Source organism: Faecalimonas umbilicata (assembly GCF_042846195.1).
Lineage (GTDB): Bacteria > Bacillota > Clostridia > Lachnospirales > Lachnospiraceae > Faecalimonas > Faecalimonas umbilicata.
The window spans coordinates 2,025,852-2,047,017 of the sequence record NZ_AP031411.1; the positions used below are offsets into that span (position 1 = coordinate 2,025,852).

Annotated in this window: 22 protein-coding genes; 10 read left to right on the forward strand and 12 right to left on the reverse strand. The window is 40.3% G+C overall.

All coding sequences use genetic code 11. The features are described from left to right. Positions 1 to 67 precede the first annotated feature (67 nt). From speB to ACGG81_RS09705, 9 genes are all read right to left on the reverse strand, one after another. On the reverse strand, positions 68 to 922 hold the full coding sequence (gene speB, locus ACGG81_RS09665) for an agmatinase (protein WP_009262318.1): 855 nt from the start codon (positions 920 to 922) through the stop codon (positions 68 to 70). Continuing rightward, positions 912 to 1,763, reverse strand: coding sequence for a polyamine aminopropyltransferase (gene speE, locus ACGG81_RS09670; RefSeq protein ID WP_008974988.1), 852 nt, complete (start codon positions 1,761 to 1,763; stop codon positions 912 to 914). Before speE ends, speB begins: the two co-directional genes overlap by 11 nt. 5 nt (positions 1,764 to 1,768) lie before the next feature. Then, on the reverse strand, positions 1,769 to 3,223 hold the full coding sequence (locus ACGG81_RS09675; protein WP_390108064.1) for an aminotransferase class I/II-fold pyridoxal phosphate-dependent enzyme: 1,455 nt from the start codon (positions 3,221 to 3,223) through the stop codon (positions 1,769 to 1,771). Positions 3,224 to 3,302: 79 nt separating this feature from the next. Then, the gene (speD, locus tag ACGG81_RS09680) at positions 3,303 to 4,061 is read right to left on the reverse strand and encodes an adenosylmethionine decarboxylase (protein ID WP_009262320.1); all 759 of its coding nucleotides are present in this window, start codon (positions 4,059 to 4,061) and stop codon (positions 3,303 to 3,305) included. Between the two features lie 522 nt (positions 4,062 to 4,583). After that, the gene (locus tag ACGG81_RS09685; protein WP_390108067.1) at positions 4,584 to 6,674 is read right to left on the reverse strand and encodes a phospholipase D-like domain-containing protein; all 2,091 of its coding nucleotides are present in this window, start codon (positions 6,672 to 6,674) and stop codon (positions 4,584 to 4,586) included. Positions 6,675 to 6,909: 235 nt separating this feature from the next. Next, on the reverse strand, positions 6,910 to 7,728 hold the full coding sequence (locus tag ACGG81_RS09690; RefSeq protein ID WP_320852531.1) for an SseB family protein: 819 nt from the start codon (positions 7,726 to 7,728) through the stop codon (positions 6,910 to 6,912). A 282-nt stretch (positions 7,729 to 8,010) separates the two neighbouring features. Beyond that, positions 8,011 to 8,214 carry a sulfurtransferase TusA family protein gene (locus ACGG81_RS09695; RefSeq protein WP_008974983.1) on the reverse strand — a complete coding sequence of 68 codons (204 nt, stop codon included), beginning with the start codon at positions 8,212 to 8,214 and terminating at the stop codon, positions 8,011 to 8,013. 37 nt (positions 8,215 to 8,251) lie between these two features. Further along, positions 8,252 to 9,343: a YedE family putative selenium transporter gene (gene yedE, locus ACGG81_RS09700; protein ID WP_390108069.1), complete on the reverse strand. Its 1,092-nt coding sequence runs from the start codon at positions 9,341 to 9,343 to the stop codon at positions 8,252 to 8,254. A gap of 234 nt (positions 9,344 to 9,577) precedes the next feature. Next, positions 9,578 to 10,489, reverse strand: a complete 912-nt coding sequence (locus ACGG81_RS09705) for an AEC family transporter (RefSeq protein WP_008974981.1) — start codon at positions 10,487 to 10,489, stop codon at positions 9,578 to 9,580. A gap of 181 nt (positions 10,490 to 10,670) precedes the next feature. On the opposite strand from ACGG81_RS09705, the gene ACGG81_RS09710 reads away from it, so the two are divergent. After that, positions 10,671 to 11,150: an ABC transporter substrate-binding protein gene (locus ACGG81_RS09710; RefSeq protein WP_009262323.1), complete on the forward strand. Its 480-nt coding sequence runs from the start codon at positions 10,671 to 10,673 to the stop codon at positions 11,148 to 11,150. A 110-nt stretch (positions 11,151 to 11,260) separates the two neighbouring features. Here the strand turns inward: ACGG81_RS09710 and ACGG81_RS09715 are convergent, their stop codons facing one another. Together ACGG81_RS09715 and ACGG81_RS09720 are read right to left on the reverse strand one after the other, a co-directional pair. Beyond that, entirely contained in the window at positions 11,261 to 11,488 is a 228-nt protein-coding gene (locus tag ACGG81_RS09715) for a type II toxin-antitoxin system MqsA family antitoxin (RefSeq protein ID WP_008974979.1), read from the reverse strand. A 5-nt stretch (positions 11,489 to 11,493) separates the two neighbouring features. Further along, positions 11,494 to 11,805: a DUF4258 domain-containing protein gene (locus ACGG81_RS09720; RefSeq protein ID WP_390108071.1), complete on the reverse strand. Its 312-nt coding sequence runs from the start codon at positions 11,803 to 11,805 to the stop codon at positions 11,494 to 11,496. A 172-nt stretch (positions 11,806 to 11,977) separates the two neighbouring features. Here ACGG81_RS09720 and ACGG81_RS09725 point away from each other — a divergent pair, with 172 nt between their 5' ends. After that, positions 11,978 to 12,253: a UPF0236 family transposase-like protein gene (locus ACGG81_RS09725; protein ID WP_318271586.1), complete on the forward strand. Its 276-nt coding sequence runs from the start codon at positions 11,978 to 11,980 to the stop codon at positions 12,251 to 12,253. A gap of 72 nt (positions 12,254 to 12,325) precedes the next feature. On the opposite strand, the gene ACGG81_RS09730 is transcribed toward ACGG81_RS09725, so the two are convergent. Further along, positions 12,326 to 12,661 carry a winged helix-turn-helix transcriptional regulator gene (locus tag ACGG81_RS09730; protein ID WP_008974976.1) on the reverse strand — a complete coding sequence of 112 codons (336 nt, stop codon included), beginning with the start codon at positions 12,659 to 12,661 and terminating at the stop codon, positions 12,326 to 12,328. 378 nt (positions 12,662 to 13,039) lie between these two features. Here ACGG81_RS09730 and ACGG81_RS09735 point away from each other — a divergent pair, with 378 nt between their 5' ends. The 8 genes from ACGG81_RS09735 (at position 13,040) to ACGG81_RS09770 (ending at position 20,958) form a co-directional block, all read left to right on the forward strand. Continuing rightward, the gene (locus tag ACGG81_RS09735; protein WP_390110383.1) at positions 13,040 to 13,672 is read left to right on the forward strand and encodes an NAD(P)-dependent oxidoreductase; all 633 of its coding nucleotides are present in this window, start codon (positions 13,040 to 13,042) and stop codon (positions 13,670 to 13,672) included. Between the two features lie 71 nt (positions 13,673 to 13,743). Next, entirely contained in the window at positions 13,744 to 14,367 is a 624-nt protein-coding gene (locus tag ACGG81_RS09740) for a 4Fe-4S binding protein (protein WP_390108074.1), read from the forward strand. A gap of 4 nt (positions 14,368 to 14,371) precedes the next feature. Then, the gene (locus ACGG81_RS09745) at positions 14,372 to 15,151 is read left to right on the forward strand and encodes a protein-ADP-ribose hydrolase (RefSeq protein WP_009262328.1); all 780 of its coding nucleotides are present in this window, start codon (positions 14,372 to 14,374) and stop codon (positions 15,149 to 15,151) included. After that, a complete protein-coding gene (locus tag ACGG81_RS09750; RefSeq protein WP_008974972.1) occupies positions 15,096 to 15,977 on the forward strand; it encodes an SIR2 family NAD-dependent protein deacylase in 882 nt (293 codons plus the stop codon). Before ACGG81_RS09745 ends, ACGG81_RS09750 begins: the two co-directional genes overlap by 56 nt. Positions 15,978 to 16,701: 724 nt before the next feature. Continuing rightward, positions 16,702 to 17,229: a replication initiator protein A gene (locus tag ACGG81_RS09755; protein WP_008974971.1), complete on the forward strand. Its 528-nt coding sequence runs from the start codon at positions 16,702 to 16,704 to the stop codon at positions 17,227 to 17,229. Continuing rightward, on the forward strand, positions 17,226 to 18,068 hold the full coding sequence (locus ACGG81_RS09760) for an ATP-binding protein (RefSeq protein WP_390108079.1): 843 nt from the start codon (positions 17,226 to 17,228) through the stop codon (positions 18,066 to 18,068). Before ACGG81_RS09755 ends, ACGG81_RS09760 begins: the two co-directional genes overlap by 4 nt. A gap of 393 nt (positions 18,069 to 18,461) precedes the next feature. After that, positions 18,462 to 20,411 (forward strand): recombinase family protein, encoded by a 1,950-nt coding sequence (locus tag ACGG81_RS09765; protein ID WP_390108081.1) that lies wholly within the window; start codon positions 18,462 to 18,464, stop codon positions 20,409 to 20,411. Beyond that, positions 20,401 to 20,958, forward strand: a complete 558-nt coding sequence (locus ACGG81_RS09770) for an ABC transporter substrate-binding protein (RefSeq protein WP_008974967.1) — start codon at positions 20,401 to 20,403, stop codon at positions 20,956 to 20,958. The genes ACGG81_RS09765 and ACGG81_RS09770 overlap by 11 nt, the downstream gene beginning before the upstream one ends. Positions 20,959 to 21,166: the final 208 nt, after the last annotated feature.

Consider the following 21,166-nt stretch of genomic DNA (forward strand, 5'->3'; position numbering starts at 1 on the left):
TTGTTCCTCCTTGTTTCTTTCCTCTTGTTTTTCTTTCATTTTTTGTTTAACTTCTTCGGAAACTTTTCTACTTACTCAGCGCAAGCAACATTTCTCTTACAATCTTACATGCCGCCGCTGTTGAGATGCCGCTTGGATCATAGTGCGGACTCAATTCATTTACATCGCAGGCGACAACATTTGCCCGGCTGCACACTTTCTCAGCTGCTTTTCTCAGTGCATCAAAGGTAACTCCTCCCGGCTCCGGTGTCCCGGTTCCCGGAAAGACAGATGGATCCAACACATCCAGATCCAGTGTGAAATAAATCGGCGTTCCTTCCAGTTTCTCCAACACTTCCTCAAGTCCCTCAAAGTCAAATTTTCTCATTGTCACATGCTCTTTTGCCCAATAAAATTCTTCCCGGTCACCGGAACGGATACCAAATTGGTAAATTCTTCCGTCTCCGACAAGATCCCAGCATCTTCGGATCACCGAAGCATGCGAAAGCTGCTCTCCTAAATATTCTTCCCGCAAGTCCGCATGGGCATCAAAATGAATGATATGGATATCCGGATATTTTTCCAAAACTGCCCTAAATGCACCAAGCGTCACAAGATGCTCTCCTCCGAGCATAAATGGGATTGCAGAGTTATCTAAGATTTCTTTTGCCTGTTCTTCAATCTGCGCAAGCGCCTTTTTTGTATTTCCAAAGCAAAGCTCCAGATCTCCACAATCCATCACCTTCGTATCTTCCAAATCTTTGTCCTGGTAAGGACTGTAGCACTCGATCCCATAAGATTCTCTGCGGATCGCACTGCTTCCAAACCGTGTGCCGGGCCGGTAAGACGTCGTCGAATCAAACGGCGCACCGAACAATACGATGTCCGCCTCATGTGCTTCCTTTTCACATGCCATAAATACTTCTACATTTTTATTCAACATTTTCTAACATCTCCTCTACGTAGTACGGCAGATAAAACGCTCCCTTGTGGAGTGTCGTCGTATAATATCTGCAAGAGATTCCTCTCATGTTCCATGCAATATCATTTAAGTCTCTGAGCGGATGATATTTTTTTGATGCGAATCCAAACAGCCAGTGTCCGGACGGATAGGTCGGAATGTGCGCATGGTACACCTTGCTGATCGGGAAAGATTCCACGATCCGTTTGTGCATTCTCTGGCAAGAAATAGCATCTTCATCATAAAATGGACTTTCATGCTGGTTGATCATGATTCCGTCCTCTTTCAAGGCTTTGTTACAATTTCCATAAAACTCTCTTGTAAAAAGTCCTTCGCCCGGTCCAAATGGATCCGTCGAGTCAACAATGATCAGATCGTACTGATTTTCCCGGCTCCGCACAAACCGAAGCCCATCCTCATAATGGATCTCCACCCTCGGATCATCTAGCCGGCAGGCAGTCTGTGGAAGATATTTCCTGCACACTTCCACAACCTGCTCATCGATTTCCACCATATCAATGTGTGCAATTTCCGGATACTTTGTCAGCTCTCGGATAATCCCTCCGTCTCCCGCGCCGATCACAAGCACATTTTTCACGGATGGATGCACCGCCATCGGAATATGTGTCATCATCTCATGATAAATAAATTCATCCTTCTCCGTCAGCATAATGTAACCATCCAACACAAGCATTCGGCCGAACTCCGGCGACTCAAACACATCAATCCGTTGGAATTCACTTTTTCCACTATAAAGCTGTCTGTCAACTCTCACTGAAAATTTTACATGAGGTGTCTGTACCTCAGAAAACCATAGTTCCATCTTCCCTACACTCCTTTCAGCACATTCAGCCGCTCAATGTCCGGATCTTCCGGTCCGGTCATAGAGCATCCCTTGTCTTTTGCATAAACAATGTATTCCAGAATCTCTTCTGTAATTTTCTCCCCCGGTGCCAGAATCGGAATTCCCGGAGGATAGCACATCACAAATTCACTGCACACTCTCCCTGCACTTTCCTTTAGTGGAAGTGATTCCTTCTCCGCATAAAAGGCTGTCTGCGGAGAAACGATCCCCTTCGGTTCGATATATTCCTGGGAAAGAAGGCCTACGCTTGGTCCCCCAAATCTTCTCCGCACTTCCGAAAGCGCACTGACAAGACGCTCGATATCTCGCGGGCGATCTCCGATGGAAAGATATGCAAGAATATTTCCAAGATCACCGAACTCGATCTGAATATCATATTCATCCCGCAGGAGATCATACACTTCAATCCCCGCAAGCCCGATTTCTCTTGTGTGTACCGACAACTTCGTGATATCAAAATCATAGATGCTGTCTCCATTGCAAATTTCCTTCCCATAGGCATAGTACCCACCGATTTGATTGATCTCTTCTCTCGCATACTCTGCCATCCGGATTACTTTTTCAAATATTTCTTTCCCGCGAAGCGCCAGATTCCTTCTGGAAATGTCAAGGCTTGACAACAGCAAGTAGGAACCACTTGTCGTCTGTGTCAGATTAATGATCTGCCTGACATACCCTTCATGCACCTCCGGTCCGGTCAAAAGAAGAGAGCTCTGCGTCAGACTTCCCCCCGACTTATGCATCGATACTGCTGCCATGTCTGCCCCGCACGCCATCGCAGATGCCGGAAGATGATCCCCAAAGTAAAAATGTGTGCCATGCGCCTCATCGGCAAGGCAGAGCATCCCATGGGCATGTGCAAGCGCTACGATACTTCTTAAATCAGAACAGATCCCATAGTAAGTCGGATTGTTAACAAGCACCGCTTTCGCATCCGGATTTTCCAGAATTGCCTTCTCAACTGCTTTCACACTCATCCCAAGCGGAATTCCCAGTCTGTCATCGCACTCCGGATTGACGTATACCGGAATCGCTCCGCACAACACCATTGCTCCCATCACGCTCCGGTGTACATTTCTCGGAAGAATGATCTTCTCCCCTCGCTTCACAGTGGAAAGCACCATACTCTGTACCGCCGAGGTTGTTCCTCCGACCATCAGAAATGCATGTGCTGCTCCAAATGCCTCTGCCGCCAGTTCCTCTGCTTCCCGGATCACCGAGATTGGATGACACAGATTGTCTAGCGGCTTCATAGAATTGACATCCATTCCCACACATTTTTCTCCTAAAAGTTCTGCAAGCTCGGGATTTCCTCTCCCTCTTTTATGTCCCGGCACGTCAAACGGAACAACTCTTTGCTTTCTGAACGCTTCTAACGCCTCGTAGATCGGCGCTCTTGTCTGTGATAATTTTTCCATTTTTTATCCTCCTGTCATGGATTCGTTTTCGTAACTTCGATTCCATGATCCGGCTGTCTGACCAGATATTTCTAACTCTCTAAAAAATATTTCTTCCACTGAAAATCTCAATCATTTCCCGCCTCAGACTATTGATGATCTCCAGTCTTTTGGTCGGCGGTAATTCATAGACATCTGTCTTAAACAAATAGTCCTGAAGATCCAACTCTTTTACCATCATCTTCGTGTGAAACAGGTTTGCCTCGTACACATTAATGTCAATCGCATCGTATCTTCTTAAAATCTCCGGCATAATGTATTCCTGGATCGATGCAATCTTGTGGTCCATGAACAGTTTCTTCCCATCCACGTCTCTTGTAAATCCCCGGATCCGATAGTCCATCGTAATAATATCAGAGTCAAACGACTGAATCAGATAATTCAATGTAGAAAGCGGTGTAATCTCCCCACATGTTCCAACTTCAATATCTACCCGGAACGTAGCGAGACAGCTCTCCGGATGGTATTCCGGATAAGTATGAACCGTCACATGACTCTTATCTAAATGCGCAAGCTGTATTTCGCCACTTGGCAGTTTGCTCTCCTCTGAGATTAAAATTGTCACGGAAGCCCCCTGAGGCTCATAATCCTGTTTTGCAATATTTAAGATTTTTGCACCGATCATGTCCGTCAGATTTACAAGAATATTCGTAAGCCTCTCGGAATTATATTGCTCATCAATATATGCCACATAATCTTTCTGCTCCCGCGCCGTCTTCGCATAGCAGATATCATAAATATTAAAACTTAATACCTTTGTAAGATTGTTAAATCCATACAATCTGATTTTATTTTCCATTTGCCTTTCCCCCAGCATATTTTCCAATCTGCTCTCTGCGAGTCGCTATCCCCACACGCAGTATCTTTTTGATTGCAAGAACTCCAAAGTAATTTCCCAGACACTAAAAAAACGCAAATAATGTGAATCCATTCCATTACTTGCGTTTTAATCTATATTTTATTCTATCTCAATCTACATTTCTCCTACTGTAATCAGTAATCGAAATCTCTTCCATTTTTTAATAGAATAACAAAGCTTAGAGTCTATATAGCAAATACTTTACTTTTACTACTCTTATTGACCATTTCACAAGTTGATGCACGCATTCACGCACTGGTTATAAAGTAACCAACTTATAAAATTGAGCTTCTAACTCAATCAATAACGGTAATAATATCACCTATCGGCAGTTGACCCGGCTGTCCGTATGGCCTTTCCCCACATCTGTGGGTGGTCAATAAATATTTGCATGGAACCCGATTGCTCTGTTCTTCCATGTCTTTTCCAGTATACATAATTTTTCTGCTATTGTCAATTAATTCACATTAAAAATCTTGCCCAGGAGCCAAATATATCGAGTACTTTGATCCGAAATGCTTTCTTGTCGCTAAGTTTCCTTGGCTTTTGTCCTTCTTTCAGATCATACTGACTCTCATCTACAACTTTCAATGCCCTTTCTTCATACTTTGCCATGGCCTGATTCATCTGTCTGGTCAGTTCCTCACTGTCAGCTACAAGCATCAGTTCTGTATCTAGATAGGCACTTCGCATATCCCAGTTAAAGGAGCCGATTCCAGTCAGACGCCCATCGATCGTAAAACATTTTCCATGGTAAGAAACGCCATCGTCATACTCCATGATCTGTACGCCAGTGTCAATGATTTTCCCCCGATTTCTCCGATAATCCATCGCACCAAATGGATTCCCATTGTTCGCTACAGAGTTCGTCATCATCCGGATTTCTTTTTCACCTTCACATACCTCTACAAGCTGTCTCATCATCCAGTCATTACAGATAATATAGGGTGTATGAAAAAGCACTTCATGATCTGCCTGCTTCATCAGTTCCGTCATCTCATAAAAAACAACCGGCTCTTTTGCATAGACATGCGTCGGATTTGAAAGCAATGTCATCTTTTTCACTTCTACTGTCTCTTCTGTATAATCTTTTTCCATGATCCAGTCCGGATGCTCTTTTGCAATCTCCTTGTAACGTCTGCGCAATTCTCCTTCTGCCGTTTTCACCGACGGATTCCACTTCCAGATCGGGCTCTTTCCATACAGCTTGCAGTCTGAAATCTTCCACACAGATGAAAAATAATCTCTTACCTGCTCTAAAGATGTGTCTTTCTTTCCTTCTGGTACACAGACAAGCATATCCCAGTCATAGTTTTGATAGCCCGGCTGGTCTCCGAGGAAGAAGTCATATGTATTTCTTCCTCCTAAAATGTACATTGACCGGTCTACGATCAGATATTTGTCATGAAGACGTCCCATGAGTTTCCACGGCTGCCAGAAACGAAGTGGATTATAGATTTTGATCTCTACATTTTCCTGTCCTGCAAGTGCAAGAAAATAAGGATTTCCCCAGATGGAAGTCACATAAGGAACCCCATCCGTTACGATGGATACTTTCACTCCTCGATCTGCCGCATCCAATAATGCAGCAAGCACCTGCTTTCCACTGATATCTGCCTTTATATCATAGGTAGATAAAATAATCTCTTCCTTCGCCTGCGAAATCATGCGGATCCGCTCCTCCAAAGCTTCCCCATTTTCCGGTATGATTTTCGCCCGCTCTCCCGATGCGCTTTCTCCATAAAATTTTTCTACACTGAAATTTTTCTTTGTTTCTTCTGTAATTTTAGGCTGTTTTAAATAAGGAATCAGAACAACTGCAATAATTACAACAATGATACATACTGTCAGTATGATTTTCCACATACGACCTCTCCTGCCTTTCTTCTTCGATTCCCCTTCCTCTCTCTCCTGAATGTTTGCTTCCTGCTTTTTCTTATCCTCCTTCTCTTTCTCAGAAGCATTCTCTATTTCCTTTTTTTGGTTTCCTCCTGCAATACTCTTCCACACCTTCCAGTACATCTTCAAATATAATGCCAAGGAACTAAGCATGACTATGATTGCAATTCCAGCAAGAACATTGACAATCAAAATCGACATGCCCGGAAGAATCAATACAAGAATCATCACAAGATCAAGTACCGCTGTACATACCTTTCCATGCTTCTGTGCTCCATCCATCCGGTAATTTTTTTTCATCATATATAAGCCAAGTATTGCCATCAGGCACTCTTTTCCTAAAAACACGAACAGCAAAATCCCCATCGCCGGATATTTATAGGAAAAACTGATCGCCATCGCCCCTTGTGTCAACTTATCTGCCACAGGGTCCAAAATCTTCCCAAATTCCGTCACCATATCGAACCTTCTTGCAATCTTTCCATCAAAAAGATCTGTCAGGAAAGAAACAAGCAGCACAACTGCAGCCATATAATATTCTTCCGTTGTCTCCGCCCGAATATAAAGGAATAAATATACCGGGATCAACAAAATCCGAAAATATCCCATCAAGTTCGGAATGGAAAAATATTCCTTTAACACGCGTTCTTTCATACGCTTCTCCTCCTTTGAATGTAACAAATATAGCATATTTGACTCAAAAATCAACATCCCTTTCTAAAAAAGAAACAAACCCTCCACTTTTGTTTCTGTCTGTCGGAAGATTTTCCATGCAATAAAAATACCTTCGGAAGACACTCTGTATTTTGTGTCCGCCAAAGGTACTTTTCTTTTCCATATATCTGTTTCTATTTTCTACTGCTTCCTGATTTACTGACCACTCTGTCTGCTACACTTCTGCCTGTTTTTGTTCCGTTGCCTGTGCCTGATTCTGCTCTTCTGACGGTTGCTTTGGACGTGCCATATCCAATTTGATATTCACTGCATTTGGATTAATGATCACACCTTTTGCCTCCGGCGCCAGAAATTTTGGCAGATTCGAAAACTCTATGATCGCTGCCTTTAAGTTTTTCTCTTTGTTAAACTTGTTAAATTCTTGAATATCTGTAAATAATGGCTGATACATTTGTCCGTCCTTTTCTCTCAGAATCGGAATCTGCTGTCCTTCTTTCTGTACTGCAACAATATATTTCCCCCTGCGGAAATGTGCCAGCATCTCTTCATTTAACTCTTTAAGTTCTTCGGTAATCCCGCCCTCTCTCTTCTTGCGAAATTCCTGTGCAAAATACAGCGCCGTCAAATGTAACTCCGGATTCTCAATACGGATCTGTCCCTCTGGAAGATGGTTTCCATCTGGTCTTCGGATCAGTTCATCTAACTGAACCACCGTCTCGATCTGTGTTCCTTTATTCACCCGCAAACAATTTGCTCCAATTGGAAGCAGGCTGATGTAAAATGCCAGCAAGGACTCATTCTTTACTGATACAACCTGAACCGGTTCTCCCTGCTGCAGAAGACGGACTGCCTCCTGCTTTGCTGCCTGCTCATTGACAAATACAAGTACCTCATCGTCATACGTCTCCGCATCACAGACAACATACGGCATCTTTGTGCATGCAGACATCAACACATAAATAGTTTCCGCATGCCGTAAAAGTGGCAATGTATTTCTTTTGATTTCCTCCGCGCTCAGTTCTTTTTCACTCATTCTTCAAACCCGTTCCTTCCTGTCAACCGCCTCTTGCCATCAAATCAACGGCTAACGATACTATCCTAAAGCGGAATCTTCCGCACTTTGTGCCCTTGGAAAGTTCCCTTTCTTTTTGCACCACAATAAACTTATTATACATGATATGTCATTCAAAGTATAGATGTAACCGAAAAACTTTTTCAAAAACCAGTACAAAAAATGCCCTGCCCAATGATGATATTTCATCAGGCAGAGCATATTTTTTCTGTACTGTCTAATTAGTATGTATCTTCCGTCGCCTTACTCGATAATGATCTCAAATTCTGATCCAATTTCTCTGGATTTGTAAGTTTTCCCATGGCTCTTTGCATACTTTTCCACATTCATCTTCTGATTCACTTCACTGACAAGCACTTTCACCGGACCTTTTTCATTTTTTAATGCATCTGCTGTCATCATCAGCGGTTCCGGACAAGAAAGTCCTCTTGCATCTACTTCTTTCATACTGTCGACCTCTCTTCGTTCTGATATTTCTTCTGCTTTATTTTCGCTTATTTCCTGCAAATGCAATGATCAGCAGAACAACAATGCAGATTACCCCTGCAATTTTTCCCTGGATCGCAGGTCCTCCGACAACTGCCTCCGTCTCTGCTGTGGCAGCCGCTGCTGCTGCAGAAGCAAGCTTCAGATTATGGCAGAGTGCAGAACCTACAAACATTCCTGCAACTGTCACTGCTGCATCCGAAGATCCCTGTCCAGCCAATACAAGCTGACGGAGCGGACATCCGCCTGCAAGTGTTGCTGCCAGCCCTACAATATACATTCCAAGAATATTCCACAAATGTTGTGCATGTGCAACCGGCTGTCCTGAAAAGCTCAGATGGAAATTTCCAGTTGCAATGTTGTAGATCAGCATCACTCCAAACAGAGCTGCAATCACTGAGAACAAGTCAAAGTTTTTCATTAACATAATATCACGGATACTTCCTGCAAAACACATTCTCGTTTTCTGCGCAAGTGCTCCAAATACAATTCCTCCGATCAGCGCTAACCACACCGGTGCATGCATACTTCCAGGTCCTTTCTCACTTGCGATCAAAAGAGAAGATCCCATCAGAATCATCACAAGAATGCCAAGCATTAATACCGGAAGCACGGCACCATTCATCTTATTTGTCTCGTGTGCTCTTCCAAGGCTGAATCCCTGCTTTAATGCTACAATTCCTGTTGCGATTCCTGCTACAAATCCAATCAATCCTACGTAAGCATTCAGATCTCCTGCTGCCATACGAAGTACCATACGGAGCGGACAGCCAAGAAACAATAACGCACCGATCATGATGATGATACCAAGGACAAACCGGATCATCGGAGAAGATCCAGCTGTTGAACGGTACTCTTTTGTCACAACCGAAATAATAAATGCTCCCAATACAATCCCTATAATCTCCGGTCTTGCATACTGTACGACCGCTGCTTGATGCATCCCAAGCGCCCCCGCCGTATCACGGATGAAACATGCGATACAGATCGCCATATTTCCGGGATTTCCAAAAATTGCCAGCAGTACTGCTACCACTCCACAAATAGCACCTCCTACTGCCAGCTTTGCTTTTGAATCTGTTAAATTCATCTCATTCCCTCCTAGTTTCTTCTGTTTCTTCAAAATCTGTCTCTCCGACAGGTTTTTTCTCTGTGAGTCTGTTCTTGCATTTTACCAACAAATTTCAAGAAATACGCTCTACTATCAGTATAGGTTTCTATATTGTCTTCGTCCAATCATTATTTATAATAAATGGACGCTATTTATAGTTTTCTTCTATAAACAGTGTCCACACTTCTTTTCTCTTTCAAAAATCTTCTATTTTTACAAAATCAAAAGTAATACTGCCACAATCAGAACAATGCTGACTACAATTGAGATGGAATTCACCGCACTTGCTAACCCCACATCTCCTTTCAAATCTCCGGTAAATGCCGGTGCTGCCGAGGCAATCGGACTAAAACAGAGAATCACAAGCGCCTGGCGATATTCCAACGGAAACGGAAGCAAAAAGTAAAAGGCAAGCGCCAATACGATTGATACCGCATACCGGGCACTCAAGATTTTTACAATTTTCCCAATCTGTTCCCGGTTTCCGGACAATTTAAATCCAACACCGATCATCAGCATCGCCATAAAGGCATTTCCATTTGCAATGATTTTTGTAAACGATACAACCGGAGCCGGAAGGCTAAGATGCAGTAACGATAACACAGTCATCAGAAGATATGCATCAAACGGCACAGACTTTAACAGTGTCTTAAAAATCGTCCTGATCTTAAATCCACCGCCTTCCCCCTTTGCCATAGAAGCAATGCTGTATGCACCTCCAAGACAGATAAAGGAATTCCCCGAATCAAACAGACTTGTTGCCACAATCCCCGCTGGTCCAAGAAAACTCTGCACAAACGGCATTGTAAAATTTCCAATATTATACCCACTCATATTTAAAATAGAAAATGCACGCTCTTCCTTTGACTTCCCCGCACTGATCAACCATGCAGTCCCAATCAGGATCACACCACCCCCAAGTCCGAGAAGGCTGATCAGAAGCATGGATGGTTCCAAACTCATCCCCGAAAAGTTAGAAACGATTGCCGCAGGAAGTGTGATCTTCAGCACGATCCTTGAAATGACATAAAAATCCTCTTCCTTAAAAAATCCTCGACTGCGCAACACATAGCCGAGAATAATAATTGCAACAAACGAAAACGCCTGCATCAATATTTCTCCCATAACATCTCTCCCAAATATTTTATTTTCATAAACTCTTCCTGTTTCGGTTATTCACTATACCATAACTTTCCTAAAAAAAGCAATATGGCAGTCAATCTTCGATTGTTCTATTTTGGAAACACATTTTTCTACCATTTCATATACTAATAGAAATCATACAAATCTTTTGGAGGAAAAGATTATGAAAAAGCGACCAATTGTATATTTAATTACCGCTGCTCTTCTCACACTTACCGTCAGTGGATGTGGCAGCGAAAAAACAGAAAAGCAAACAAAGCAACCGACAGAAAAAGAGCCTACTAAAGTCATTTTAAACGAAGTCGCACACTCTATTTTCTATGCACCGATGTATGCGGCAATCGAAAACGGATACTTTGAGGATGAGGGTCTTGATATCACTGTCATTACTGGATTTGGTGCCGATAAGACAATGACCGCCGTTCTCTCCGGCGAGGCAGATATCGGCTTTATGGGATCAGAAGCTTCCATCTACACTTACAACGAAGGGGCTAATGATTATGTCGTCAACTTTGCACAGCTGACACAGCGCGCAGGCAACTTCCTTGTCGCCCGGGAAGAAATGCCGGATTTCTCATGGGATGATCTAAAAGGAAAGAAAGTACTTGGTGGGCGAAAAGGTGGCGTACATATATTAATGTAAATTTAGAGAGTATTGTAATTTTATGTAACTGGGTGGATGGGATGAACAGTGCGAAGAATATATAAAAAGAAGTGGCGGAAATACCAGCAATGATATTTCCGCCGAAATTATTAAGCTACCTGTGGATAGTCGATAACTGCAATTTCCTGCATTAATTTTTTTGCCATATCAACAATCAATTCAAGGTGTTCAGCAACTTCATCTGTATAATATTTTTCTCCACACTGATCACATTCAAGGCATGGAACATTTTTAATTACAATAATACAATTTTTATAATTTACGACGTGTGTTGTTGTACTATTGATAGTTGTACTATTTTTACAATACATACACATATTCATCACCTCTTTCTTCGAGTTTTTAAATCATCTTCAAATTTCTTTGTATCTGGATAATATGCCGTTATGATATATACATTTATATTATCACACCCGGCAACAATATGCAAAATTCGTCCATTTACGTTATATCCAAAAATCAGACAGCTTGGATTAGGATAATCGTCAGGGTAATCTTCTATAATTTCACCAGTTGCAATTCCATTTTTTACATCGGCACGACTGATATCTCTTTCCTGCATTCGTTGCAGACAATGCTGTGTCCAAAGAATTTTTGATTCTGAACACAATTTCTGATATATTTCTAAATCCATTCGCTCCCTCCTTAACTTTGTTACAATCTATAAATATTATACATCAATTTTATTGTGGATAATACATAAATAATGTTTACAAGTATAAAAATAATTATGAATACGCTGTTCCGAATGGATAGGGCTTTTTTTGTAATAAAACGAATGTGTTCCTTCACCACTCAGTAACTCAATCACATCATTAGGAACGGTGTACTTTACAAAAAACCTCTTCATGAACAGAAAAACCAGTAAGATGGAGTATCTGCTGGACAGGATTCTAGGATTGAAAAAACATGAAAGGATAACAGAAGATGCGACAGCAGAAATTCTGAAAGAGGCTGTACAGATTTCCTATAGGAGAGGTGGAGAAGAAAACAGTCTGAAAGTAACTGTGAGCAAACAGACCGTAAAAGCAAAACTGCATGGTCTGAAGTTCCCGAAAGACACCAATGCGCAAGATAATTGATGGAAAAAGCTTTAGGATTGGTCTTCAACAGCTTTAGGCGGTGGTTTATCTATAGCAACCGGGATTGCGTATTTAGTTTAATGATGCCTTGTATTCCTCTCCCCAATTCCACATGGCGTCCAGAATGGGTTTCAGACTTTTTCCTAAGTCTGTTAAAGTGTATTCTACTCTCGGTGGTACCTCTGCATATACGGTACGGGTTAATAAGCCGTTTTCTTCCATTGCACGAAGTTGTGCAGTCAATACCTTTTGTGATACATTTCCAATTGATTTTTTTAGTTCACCAAATCGCTTTGTTCCCGTGAGCAAGTCGCGCAAAATTAAAACTTTCCATTTATCACCAATTAAAGTTAATGTTGTTTCTACAGGGCAAGCGGGCAATTCCTTTACGGTTTTTGATTCACTCATTATGATTACCTCCACACAATGGTTTCTTAGTGAAACTTTGTTTCAATTATACTGTATGAGTCTGATTTGGTCAATGTTTCCGTATGAAATCAAGTGAAAATAAATTTTTAAATTTTATTGCCTTGCACCAATAACCGGAAAAGCCTGAAATTACGCATTTGTTTCCTCGCGGTAACTACCCAATAGTATCCTTTAGGTAACTACGCCACAATAAAGTGCTTACTTTACAGTCGAAACCAACACCCATATAATATAGCCAAGAGTTGAGGAGAACGGCCGCTGCGAAGCTCTGAGCATATCCAAAAGGAGAAATCCATTATGAGCATTTTTGAGAAATTTTTTGGCAACAGCCAAACTAAGATGAAGGAGGAAACTAAAATGAAAATTACAGTTGTATGTGCAGCAGGAAAGCAGGGAAAAAAACTTGTAGAAGAAGCGCTTAATAGAGGACACAATGTAAAGGCAGTTGTTCGTAATAATAATTCAGTACCTGCAGGTGTAGAAGTTCTTGAAAAAGATTTGTTCGATCTGACATTAAATGACCTAAAAGACAGTGATGTTGTAATTGATGCTTTCGGCGCATGGACAGAAGAAACTTTACCTCAGCACAGTACTTCTTTGAAACGCTTATGTGATATTCTTTCAGGTACAAATATTCGTCTGTTGATAGTTGGTGGGGCAGGTAGTCTTTATGTAAACCCGGAACATACTCTTTGCGTATCCGACGGACCTGATTTTCCGGATATATTTAAACCGCTTGCTGTTGCGATGGCAAAGGCTTTAGGGGAGCTGCGTCAGCGCAATGATGTGAAATGGACATATTTAAGTCCTGCTGGAGATTTCCAGGCAGATGGTGTTCGTACCGGCAAATATATTCTTGGCGGTGAAGAACTTACTCTTAACTCAAAAGGAGAAAGTGTTATCAGCTATGCAGACTATGCAATTGCTATGATTGATGAAGCGGAAAACGGTAAGCATATACAGCAGCGTTTTAGTGTTGTCAGTGAATAAAACAAAAGTGATTATGATAACGGGGCTGTCAATAGGACAGCCCCACTCTGTTTCACAGGAGGTTTTCAAAAGTGAAAACAAAGGAAATATTAAACTATTTAGAAAAGAAAATTCATTCAGTTATTATTGCAACAGTTGACGACAAGGGACTGCCCGTTACCTGTGCGATCGACATAATGGATGGCGATGAAAATGGATTATACTTTCTAACGGCAAAAGGAAAAGGGTTTTATAATCGCTTAAAGAAAAGTGGATATGCCGCATTAACGGGAATGAACGGCAGAGATACATTGTCCTGTGTGGCTATTTCTGTCCGTGGCAAGGTGCGGGAAATCGGAAATGCACCTTTACAAAAGCTTTTTGAAAAAAATCCATATATGAATGAAATCTATCCGACAGAAAAATCCCGTCAGGCTCTTACTGTTTTTCAACTCTATGAAGGTAGCGGTGAATGGTTTGACCTTTCCCAAAAGCCGATTGAACGAGTTTCTTTTACGATTGGCAACGAACAAACAAAAATGCAGGGCTATGAGATCACACATAAATGCAATGGCTGTAAAGCCTGTCAATCGGTATGTCCGCAGAATTGTATTGATTTTACGATAATCCCTGCTGTAATAAGGCAAGAAAACTGCCTGCATTGCGGTAATTGTTTAAGCATTTGTCCACAAAAAGCAGTTATACGGAGAGGATAAGAACATGACACAAACCGAAAGAAGAAAGTATTTAATAGCGGCACTTCTAAAAGAACATCCGCAGTACACAGAATTAGAAATCCCGTCGAATGAGCAGGAACAAAAAGCCTTGCTCCGTTCGCTTTTTAATATTCGTATGCCGTTTCCTGTAACAGATGAATTCTTGACGATACAAGACACTTATTTGCAGGAAGAAACACGAAAAAAAGGAGTTACAGCTCTATCAGCTTTAAAGCCTGTTCAAAAAGGAATATATCTTTGGCGTGGGGATATTACCACGCTGCAATGTGATGGTATCGTAAATGCCGCCAATAGTCAAATGCTCGGCTGCTTCTGCTCAAATCATGGCTGTATAGATAACGCTATTCACACCTTTGCAGGAGTGCAGCTTCGTTTGGCTTGTGCCAAGCTTATGAAACAGCAGGGACACGAAGAAGAAACAGGCAGGGCAAAAATTACACCCGCTTATAATCTGCCCTGTCGTTATGTGTTGCACACAGTCGGTCCGATTATTTATGGTACACTTACCAAAAAAGATAAGGAATTGCTTGCCTCCTGCTATCGTTCTTGTTTGGAATTGGCAGAGCAAAAAGGATTAAAAAGTATTGCATTTTGCTGTATTTCTACAGGAGAGTTTCATTTTCCAAACGATAAGGCGGCACAGATAGCGATTGAAACAGTAAAACAATACAAAGAACAAATGAACAGTGAAATTGAGGTGATTTTCAATGTTTTTAAGGAACTTGATTACAACATCTACCGAGAGTTGCTCCGAGCAGATTAACAGGCTGAAAAATGAAATAAAAAATGCAGACGCTATTGTGATTGGCGCAGGTGCGGGGATGTCCACGTCGGCAGGACTTACCTATGACGGAGAACGCTTTGAAAAGTATTTTCCGGATTTTCATAAGAAATACGGAATTTCAGATATGTATTCAGGCGGTTTCTATCCCTATGAAACACTTGAAGAATATTGGGCGTGGTGGTCAAGACATATTTATATCAATCGTTATGATATAACGGCAGGAAAACCTTATATGGATTTATTAAATATCGTAAAAGATAAGGACTACTTTGTACTGACTACAAATGTTGACCATCAGTTTCAACTTGCCGGTTTTGATAAAAAGCGATTGTTTTACACACAGGGTGACTATGGTCTGTGGCAGTGTTCCAGAGCCTGTCACGATAAAACCTACGATAACGAAGAAACTGTGCGTCTGATGATTAAAACACAAAAGAATATGAAAATTCCGTCAGACTTGATACCGAAGTGTCCTGTCTGCGGCGCACCTATGACAATGAACTTGAGATGTGATAATTCCTTTGTACAGGACAACGGGTGGTATTCAGCAGCAAGCCGCTATGAGGACTTTATCAGGCGACACAAAGAAAGTCACCTTCTGTTTTTGGAACTTGGCGTTGGCAGCAACACCCCCGTTATTATCAAGTATCCTTTCTGGCAGATGACCGCTAAAAATCCAAAGGCAATTTATGCCTGCGTCAATCATGGAGAAGCCTATTGCCCACAACAAATTAAAAAACAATCTATTTGTTTTGATATGGATATTGCAGAGATGCTTGAAAATGTGCGTAAGGTAGAAGATTGATTCCGAGAGAAGAAATCAAGGATTAGAGTACGCATATCCCATCATTATTGGAAATAATGCTTGGTTCGGTTCAGGCATTCAGGTTATGCCAGGTGTTATCATAGGTGTCGGATCCCTCCAATTGCTATTGAATAGCAGTCTTGTACAAAAAAGTATGAGGCTGCTTTTATTTTTCTAGAAGTAAAAAATAATATTCTCGGTACTTTTTCTTTCCCAAATTATCAAGAGCAAGATCCACCCCGTATTACAATATCGCCATTCTGCCATATAAGTAATATTTCGGAGTTTTATCTTGCTGGGGAACTGTCGCCTCCCCATACCCACTTTTTTATTAACTACACCGGCGGTGTACGCAGCAAAATATCATAATTAACATAATTCTATTTTGAGGCATTCAATAAGTAATTGGATGTCTTTTTCTTTTTGAAAATACACATGGTGATGCGAACAAATTCTTTTGTAAGCCGATTATATAAGCAAGGGTATGGGGAATTGTCACTCCCCATCAAGAGAAAACCCATAAGGTAAACGGATGCGGAAACGCGATAACGTTAAACATGGGTGGATCTTGCTCTTATAAATTTTTTTCTTTGTACCCTGTAAAATGAGCCTTTTTCCTTTCGTTATATGAGGAGATATCAAAAGAGAATTTTTATAAAGCATAAAATCTCTTTGGGAAAGCCGGCATCCGTCTCCTTAATTTTTCAGAAAGGTAAAAGAAAATATGAAATTTGAATATATGATGGAAACGGAAAAGATACTTCCCTATTATCAGTTCCCTAAATTTTTGTTAGAGCTACCACTCTCTCAAAATGCAAAATTACTTTATATGTTGTTATATGACAGAGCCAGAATTTCACAGAAAAACCATTGGCTCAATGAAGACGGGTATGTATATTTCGTCTTTCCTATTACAGAAATTTCTTTGAAATGGGGAAAATGTTGTACTTCTGTAAAAGCTGCCATGAAGGAATTAGATGAGTATGGATTGTTGATTCGCAGTTCCGGAGGATTTTCAAAACCAAATCATTTATATATGCGAATCCCCTGTATAGAGTTGATTTCTGAACCGGATGTAAAGCAGACAGACGAAAATACAACTTCCATGAGGATGAAAAGCTGTCCTTCATTCAGTCGGAAAACAGCCTCTTCTATGGTCGGAAATGTGCCACCTAGTAAAGTAAAAGAAAAATATAATTTTAGTAATAAGATTGGAGTAAATTACGAATATGAGGAGGGCGACAGTCTATGATAAAGCAGGAAAACACATATTTAGGTACAGATGGATTAGCATATTGCAAGATTTGTGGAGAACCTGTAGAGGCATATTTTCCTCCAGACAGTATTCTTGGTATGAAAAAACATTTCAGACAATGTGCATGTATCCGTCAAAAACGTGAAGCAGAAGAAAAGGCATATAAAGAAAGAGAACATTGCGAATTAGTGGAGAAAAATAGAAAAATCTGTTTTGAAGAATCACGAATGTATGATTGGAATTTTGAACTGGCAGAAGAAACTACCACCATCGAGAAGGCAAAAGAATATACAGCGAACTGGAACGATATGAAGAAAAATCATATTGGTTTTCTCTTGTGGGGACCAATAGGAACAGGAAAGAGTTACATAGCCGGTTGCATTGCCAACGCACTTTTGAATCAGGAAATTACTGTGAAGATGACAAATTTTAATACAATTATTGATGATATGTTTCCATTAGAGGATAAAACAGAATATATCAATGCTCTGGCAAAATATGAACTTTTAATTCTGGATGACCTTGGCACAGAACGAAGTTCCGAGTATGCTCTTGGAATTGTATTCAGCGTAATTGATCGAAGATATCGCTCCGGCAGACCATTAATCGTAACTACCAATCTTCCGATAAAACAATTAAAAGAAGAAACGAACATAGAAAAGAAACGAATTTACGATCGTATTTTAGAAATGTGTGTTCCGTTATATGTTGGCGGTTCTAGCTATCGGAGTGATATTGCCCATGAAAAAATAGAGAAAATGAAAACCTTTTTCGCTACTGCCGAATCAAGTCAGACTGAAAATATTATAGAGCAGACAGGCACAAAAATAATCTGATGTTTATATCTTAGTATAGACATCAGAAATAGAAAGAGTGTGATAGCTCTGCAGAAACCTACATATTACCTGTGGCGAACAGATTATACATCTTCAGAAGACTTTGAGGCAGATAAGGAGAAATATACGAAAATAGGTTTTCGGGTTGTCACGTTTGCAGATGGACAGCCGGATAAAAATATACATAATGGAATAAAAGCGTTGATTCGAAACCATATAAAAGAAATCAATCAGTAATTTCTATGGGCGGGAGACATTCTCTCGCCCATATTTACTATTCACAATAATATAATTCATTGTAAAATTATATGATAATCCGTTTACGAAAAAGATTTTTCGATATATAATTATATTACATTATTCTATAAATAATATTTCAGAAAGGATGAGGACATGAATGCTGGATATGTGCGTCTTTCAAGAGATGACGATAAGCGAAATTATGTTTCTATAGAAAATCAGAAGTTAATTATCAATCAGTATGCATCTGACCATGGAATGGTTATTGACCGATGGTATGAAGATGACGGAGTATCAGGTTATATTTTTGACAGACCAGGATTTCAACAGATGATGGCTGATTTAGATAAAGATATTGATACCGTATATGTGAAAGATTTCTCTCGTCTTGGCAGACATAATGCGAAGGTTCTTTTGCTTTTGGATGAATTTCAGGAACGCGGAAAACATCTCATTGTCATTGATGATAATTACGATTCTTTTGATTCCAGCGACGACACCATTGGAATTAAAACATGGTTCAATGAGCGTTATGTAAAAGATACCAGTAAGAAAATCAAAAGAGCGATCGGAGCTAGACAAAAAGAAGGCACTCTTATGACAAAACCACCTTTCGGATATTGTCGGGATACGAAAGACAAAAGTATCATCAAAATCGTTCCCAAAGAGGCAGAATTTATCAAAATGGTTTACGATCTTTATATCTCCGGATCCGGTTATCGCAAAATAGCAAATTATTTGACCGACCAGGGTATCCCAACGCCTTCTATGGTGCAGCGAGAACGAGAAATTGAAGAAGGTCGCATAAGTAAAAAGAAAGTCGCAACCATTTGGTCTGACAGCATGGTGAAAGAATTATTAGATAATGATTTTTACATTGGAACTTTTCGTTTAAGAAAACGTGCCAGAAATACAGTACATGGAAAGGATAAACGTGTTCCAAAAGAAGAACAGTGTATTTTTGAAGATCATCATCCGGCAATTATTGATAAAGCCACTTTTTCTCTTGTACAGGAATTAAAGGAAAAGCGTAATCGCACGAATTATCGTGGAAGCAGGGGGGAATGGATTGGTTCAGAAATTCCCAATCCTTTTGGAAGCTGTTTGTTTTGTAAAGATTGTGGAAGTCGTTTGACACCGATTAAGCGTCAAACATCCAGCAGAGAAAGAAAATATTATATTTGTACTACCTATAATACAAAAGGTAGGCGGTATTGTGAGAAAGCGCATTTGATTGAGGAAAATGATTTGATGGAAGATGTGCTGAATTATATTAAACTGTGCAGAGAAGCACTTTGTGAAGTGATTTCCACATATGATATGAGGGACTTTGAGGCAGAAAAGAAAACGCTGGCAGAAAAACGACAGGACCTTCAGGAAGAAATTCAAAACCGAAAAAATCAACTAAAGGTACTTTTAACACAAAAAATAAAAGATTTGTCCATAGCATCTGAAAATGAGGATTTGATCCATGAAACCTATGATTCTATGCAAAAGGATTTACTGGCGCAGATTCATGGTTTGGAGATGCAGGAAAAAGAACTGAACGAAACTACTATAGAAACACCGGATGTAAAGGACAAATTGAGAAACGCATTGGATGTAGTTGATAAAATCATTGCAGGTGGAACTCTTGACCGAAGAGATATTGAACTGTTGATTGAGAGAATTGACGTAGATAAAGAGGGAATGCCAGAAATTACTTTAAAATATGGTTTGTCTGATTTAATCAATTACAGTCCTGCTGATGAGATGAATCGCCGGGAAAATACTGTAATCGCTCTTGTAATGAAGCTGATTACAGAAGATGACCGTGGTTACACTTCAGCAAAATATTTATCCGAACATATCACAGCATTGGGATTTAAGAAAACGAAACAAAGTATCTTACCTTATATCAATCTGATGAAAGAATTGAGAATTTTGGAAGATACGGACAATCCGCTGAAACCTTACAATATTGCGAAAACAAAAGAAGAGATTACGGTATTGATGCATCAATATCTACCGGATCTACCGGTTCAAATGACTTCTGAACAATTATCGAACAATTATTTACATTATATTGATGGCGACAGGTGGTATGCCGGAGATGGTATTTGAGTATATTCTCCGCCAGAATGGCATTGACCCTGCCAAAGATCTAGAGATCAATCAGAATATTGACTTTGGCTCTACTGCAGCAGCTTTTTCTGAGGATGATTCAGATTTCACTGTAGAATTTGAACCTCATGCTACTTCTCTGGAAACTGGTGGAAAAGGACACGTGGTAGCTTCTCTCGGAACTGACAGCGGCTATGTTCCATACACTGCGTTCTGTGCCAAACAAAGCTATCTCAAAAAGAATCCTGAGACCATTCAAAAATTTACAAATGCCCTTCAAAAAGGAATGAATTTTGTGCGTGCTCACTCTCCAAAAGAAATCGCCGAAGTCATCGCTCCCCAATTCAAAGAAACGGATCTTGATACGATTACAGCAATCGTAACAAGATACTATGATCAGGATACCTGGAAAAACAATCTCGTTTTTGAGGAAGAAAGCTTTGAACTTCTTCAGGATATCCTGGAAGATTCCGGCGAACTAAAAACCCGTGTTCCTTACAAAGATCTTGTCACAACAACTTTTGCGGAAAAGGCAAAAAATTTTTAGGGTATTTCATTCTCTATTTCTTTGAAAATATGCCACAAAATCATTTTTATAGAATTTAATTCCCTATTTTTCTTATAACATCCATTTGGGGGATACGGAATTTCTGTTCTGTTTTCTTGGGATCTCAATTCTTTATTGCACACCAGCAGATTTCTATGGTATAATGAGATTCAAATGAAAGCTGAAAGAAGGTATCTATTATGTTAGT

What these genes read in the sequence shown, in the direction of transcription:
- speB (WP_009262318.1), bottom strand. Translation starts at nt 922, where the DNA reads ATGTTGAATAAAAATGTAGAAGTATTTATGGCATGTGAAAAGGAAGCA.
- speE (WP_008974988.1), bottom strand. Translation starts at nt 1,763, where the DNA reads ATGGAACTATGGTTTTCTGAGGTACAGACACCTCATGTAAAATTTTCA.
- ACGG81_RS09675 (WP_390108064.1), bottom strand. Translation starts at nt 3,223, where the DNA reads ATGGAAAAATTATCACAGACAAGAGCGCCGATCTACGAGGCGTTAGAA.
- speD (WP_009262320.1), bottom strand. Translation starts at nt 4,061, where the DNA reads ATGGAAAATAAAATCAGATTGTATGGATTTAACAATCTTACAAAGGTA.
- ACGG81_RS09685 (WP_390108067.1), bottom strand. Translation starts at nt 6,674, where the DNA reads ATGAAAGAACGCGTGTTAAAGGAATATTTTTCCATTCCGAACTTGATG.
- ACGG81_RS09690 (WP_320852531.1), bottom strand. Translation starts at nt 7,728, where the DNA reads ATGAGTGAAAAAGAACTGAGCGCGGAGGAAATCAAAAGAAATACATTG.
- ACGG81_RS09695 (WP_008974983.1), bottom strand. Translation starts at nt 8,214, where the DNA reads ATGAAAGAAGTAGATGCAAGAGGACTTTCTTGTCCGGAACCGCTGATG.
- yedE (WP_390108069.1), bottom strand. Translation starts at nt 9,343, where the DNA reads ATGAATTTAACAGATTCAAAAGCAAAGCTGGCAGTAGGAGGTGCTATT.
- ACGG81_RS09705 (WP_008974981.1), bottom strand. Translation starts at nt 10,489, where the DNA reads ATGGGAGAAATATTGATGCAGGCGTTTTCGTTTGTTGCAATTATTATT.
- ACGG81_RS09710 (WP_009262323.1), top strand. Translation starts at nt 10,671, where the DNA reads ATGAAAAAGCGACCAATTGTATATTTAATTACCGCTGCTCTTCTCACA.
- ACGG81_RS09715 (WP_008974979.1), bottom strand. Translation starts at nt 11,488, where the DNA reads ATGTGTATGTATTGTAAAAATAGTACAACTATCAATAGTACAACAACA.
- ACGG81_RS09720 (WP_390108071.1), bottom strand. Translation starts at nt 11,805, where the DNA reads ATGGATTTAGAAATATATCAGAAATTGTGTTCAGAATCAAAAATTCTT.
- ACGG81_RS09730 (WP_008974976.1), bottom strand. Translation starts at nt 12,661, where the DNA reads ATGAGTGAATCAAAAACCGTAAAGGAATTGCCCGCTTGCCCTGTAGAA.
- ACGG81_RS09735 (WP_390110383.1), top strand. Translation starts at nt 13,040, where the DNA reads ATGAAAATTACAGTTGTATGTGCAGCAGGAAAGCAGGGAAAAAAACTT.
- ACGG81_RS09745 (WP_009262328.1), top strand. Translation starts at nt 14,372, where the DNA reads ATGACACAAACCGAAAGAAGAAAGTATTTAATAGCGGCACTTCTAAAA.
- ACGG81_RS09750 (WP_008974972.1), top strand. Translation starts at nt 15,096, where the DNA reads ATGTTTTTAAGGAACTTGATTACAACATCTACCGAGAGTTGCTCCGAG.
- ACGG81_RS09755 (WP_008974971.1), top strand. Translation starts at nt 16,702, where the DNA reads ATGAAATTTGAATATATGATGGAAACGGAAAAGATACTTCCCTATTAT.
- ACGG81_RS09760 (WP_390108079.1), top strand. Translation starts at nt 17,226, where the DNA reads ATGATAAAGCAGGAAAACACATATTTAGGTACAGATGGATTAGCATAT.
- ACGG81_RS09765 (WP_390108081.1), top strand. Translation starts at nt 18,462, where the DNA reads ATGAATGCTGGATATGTGCGTCTTTCAAGAGATGACGATAAGCGAAAT.
- ACGG81_RS09770 (WP_008974967.1), top strand. Translation starts at nt 20,401, where the DNA reads ATGGTATTTGAGTATATTCTCCGCCAGAATGGCATTGACCCTGCCAAA.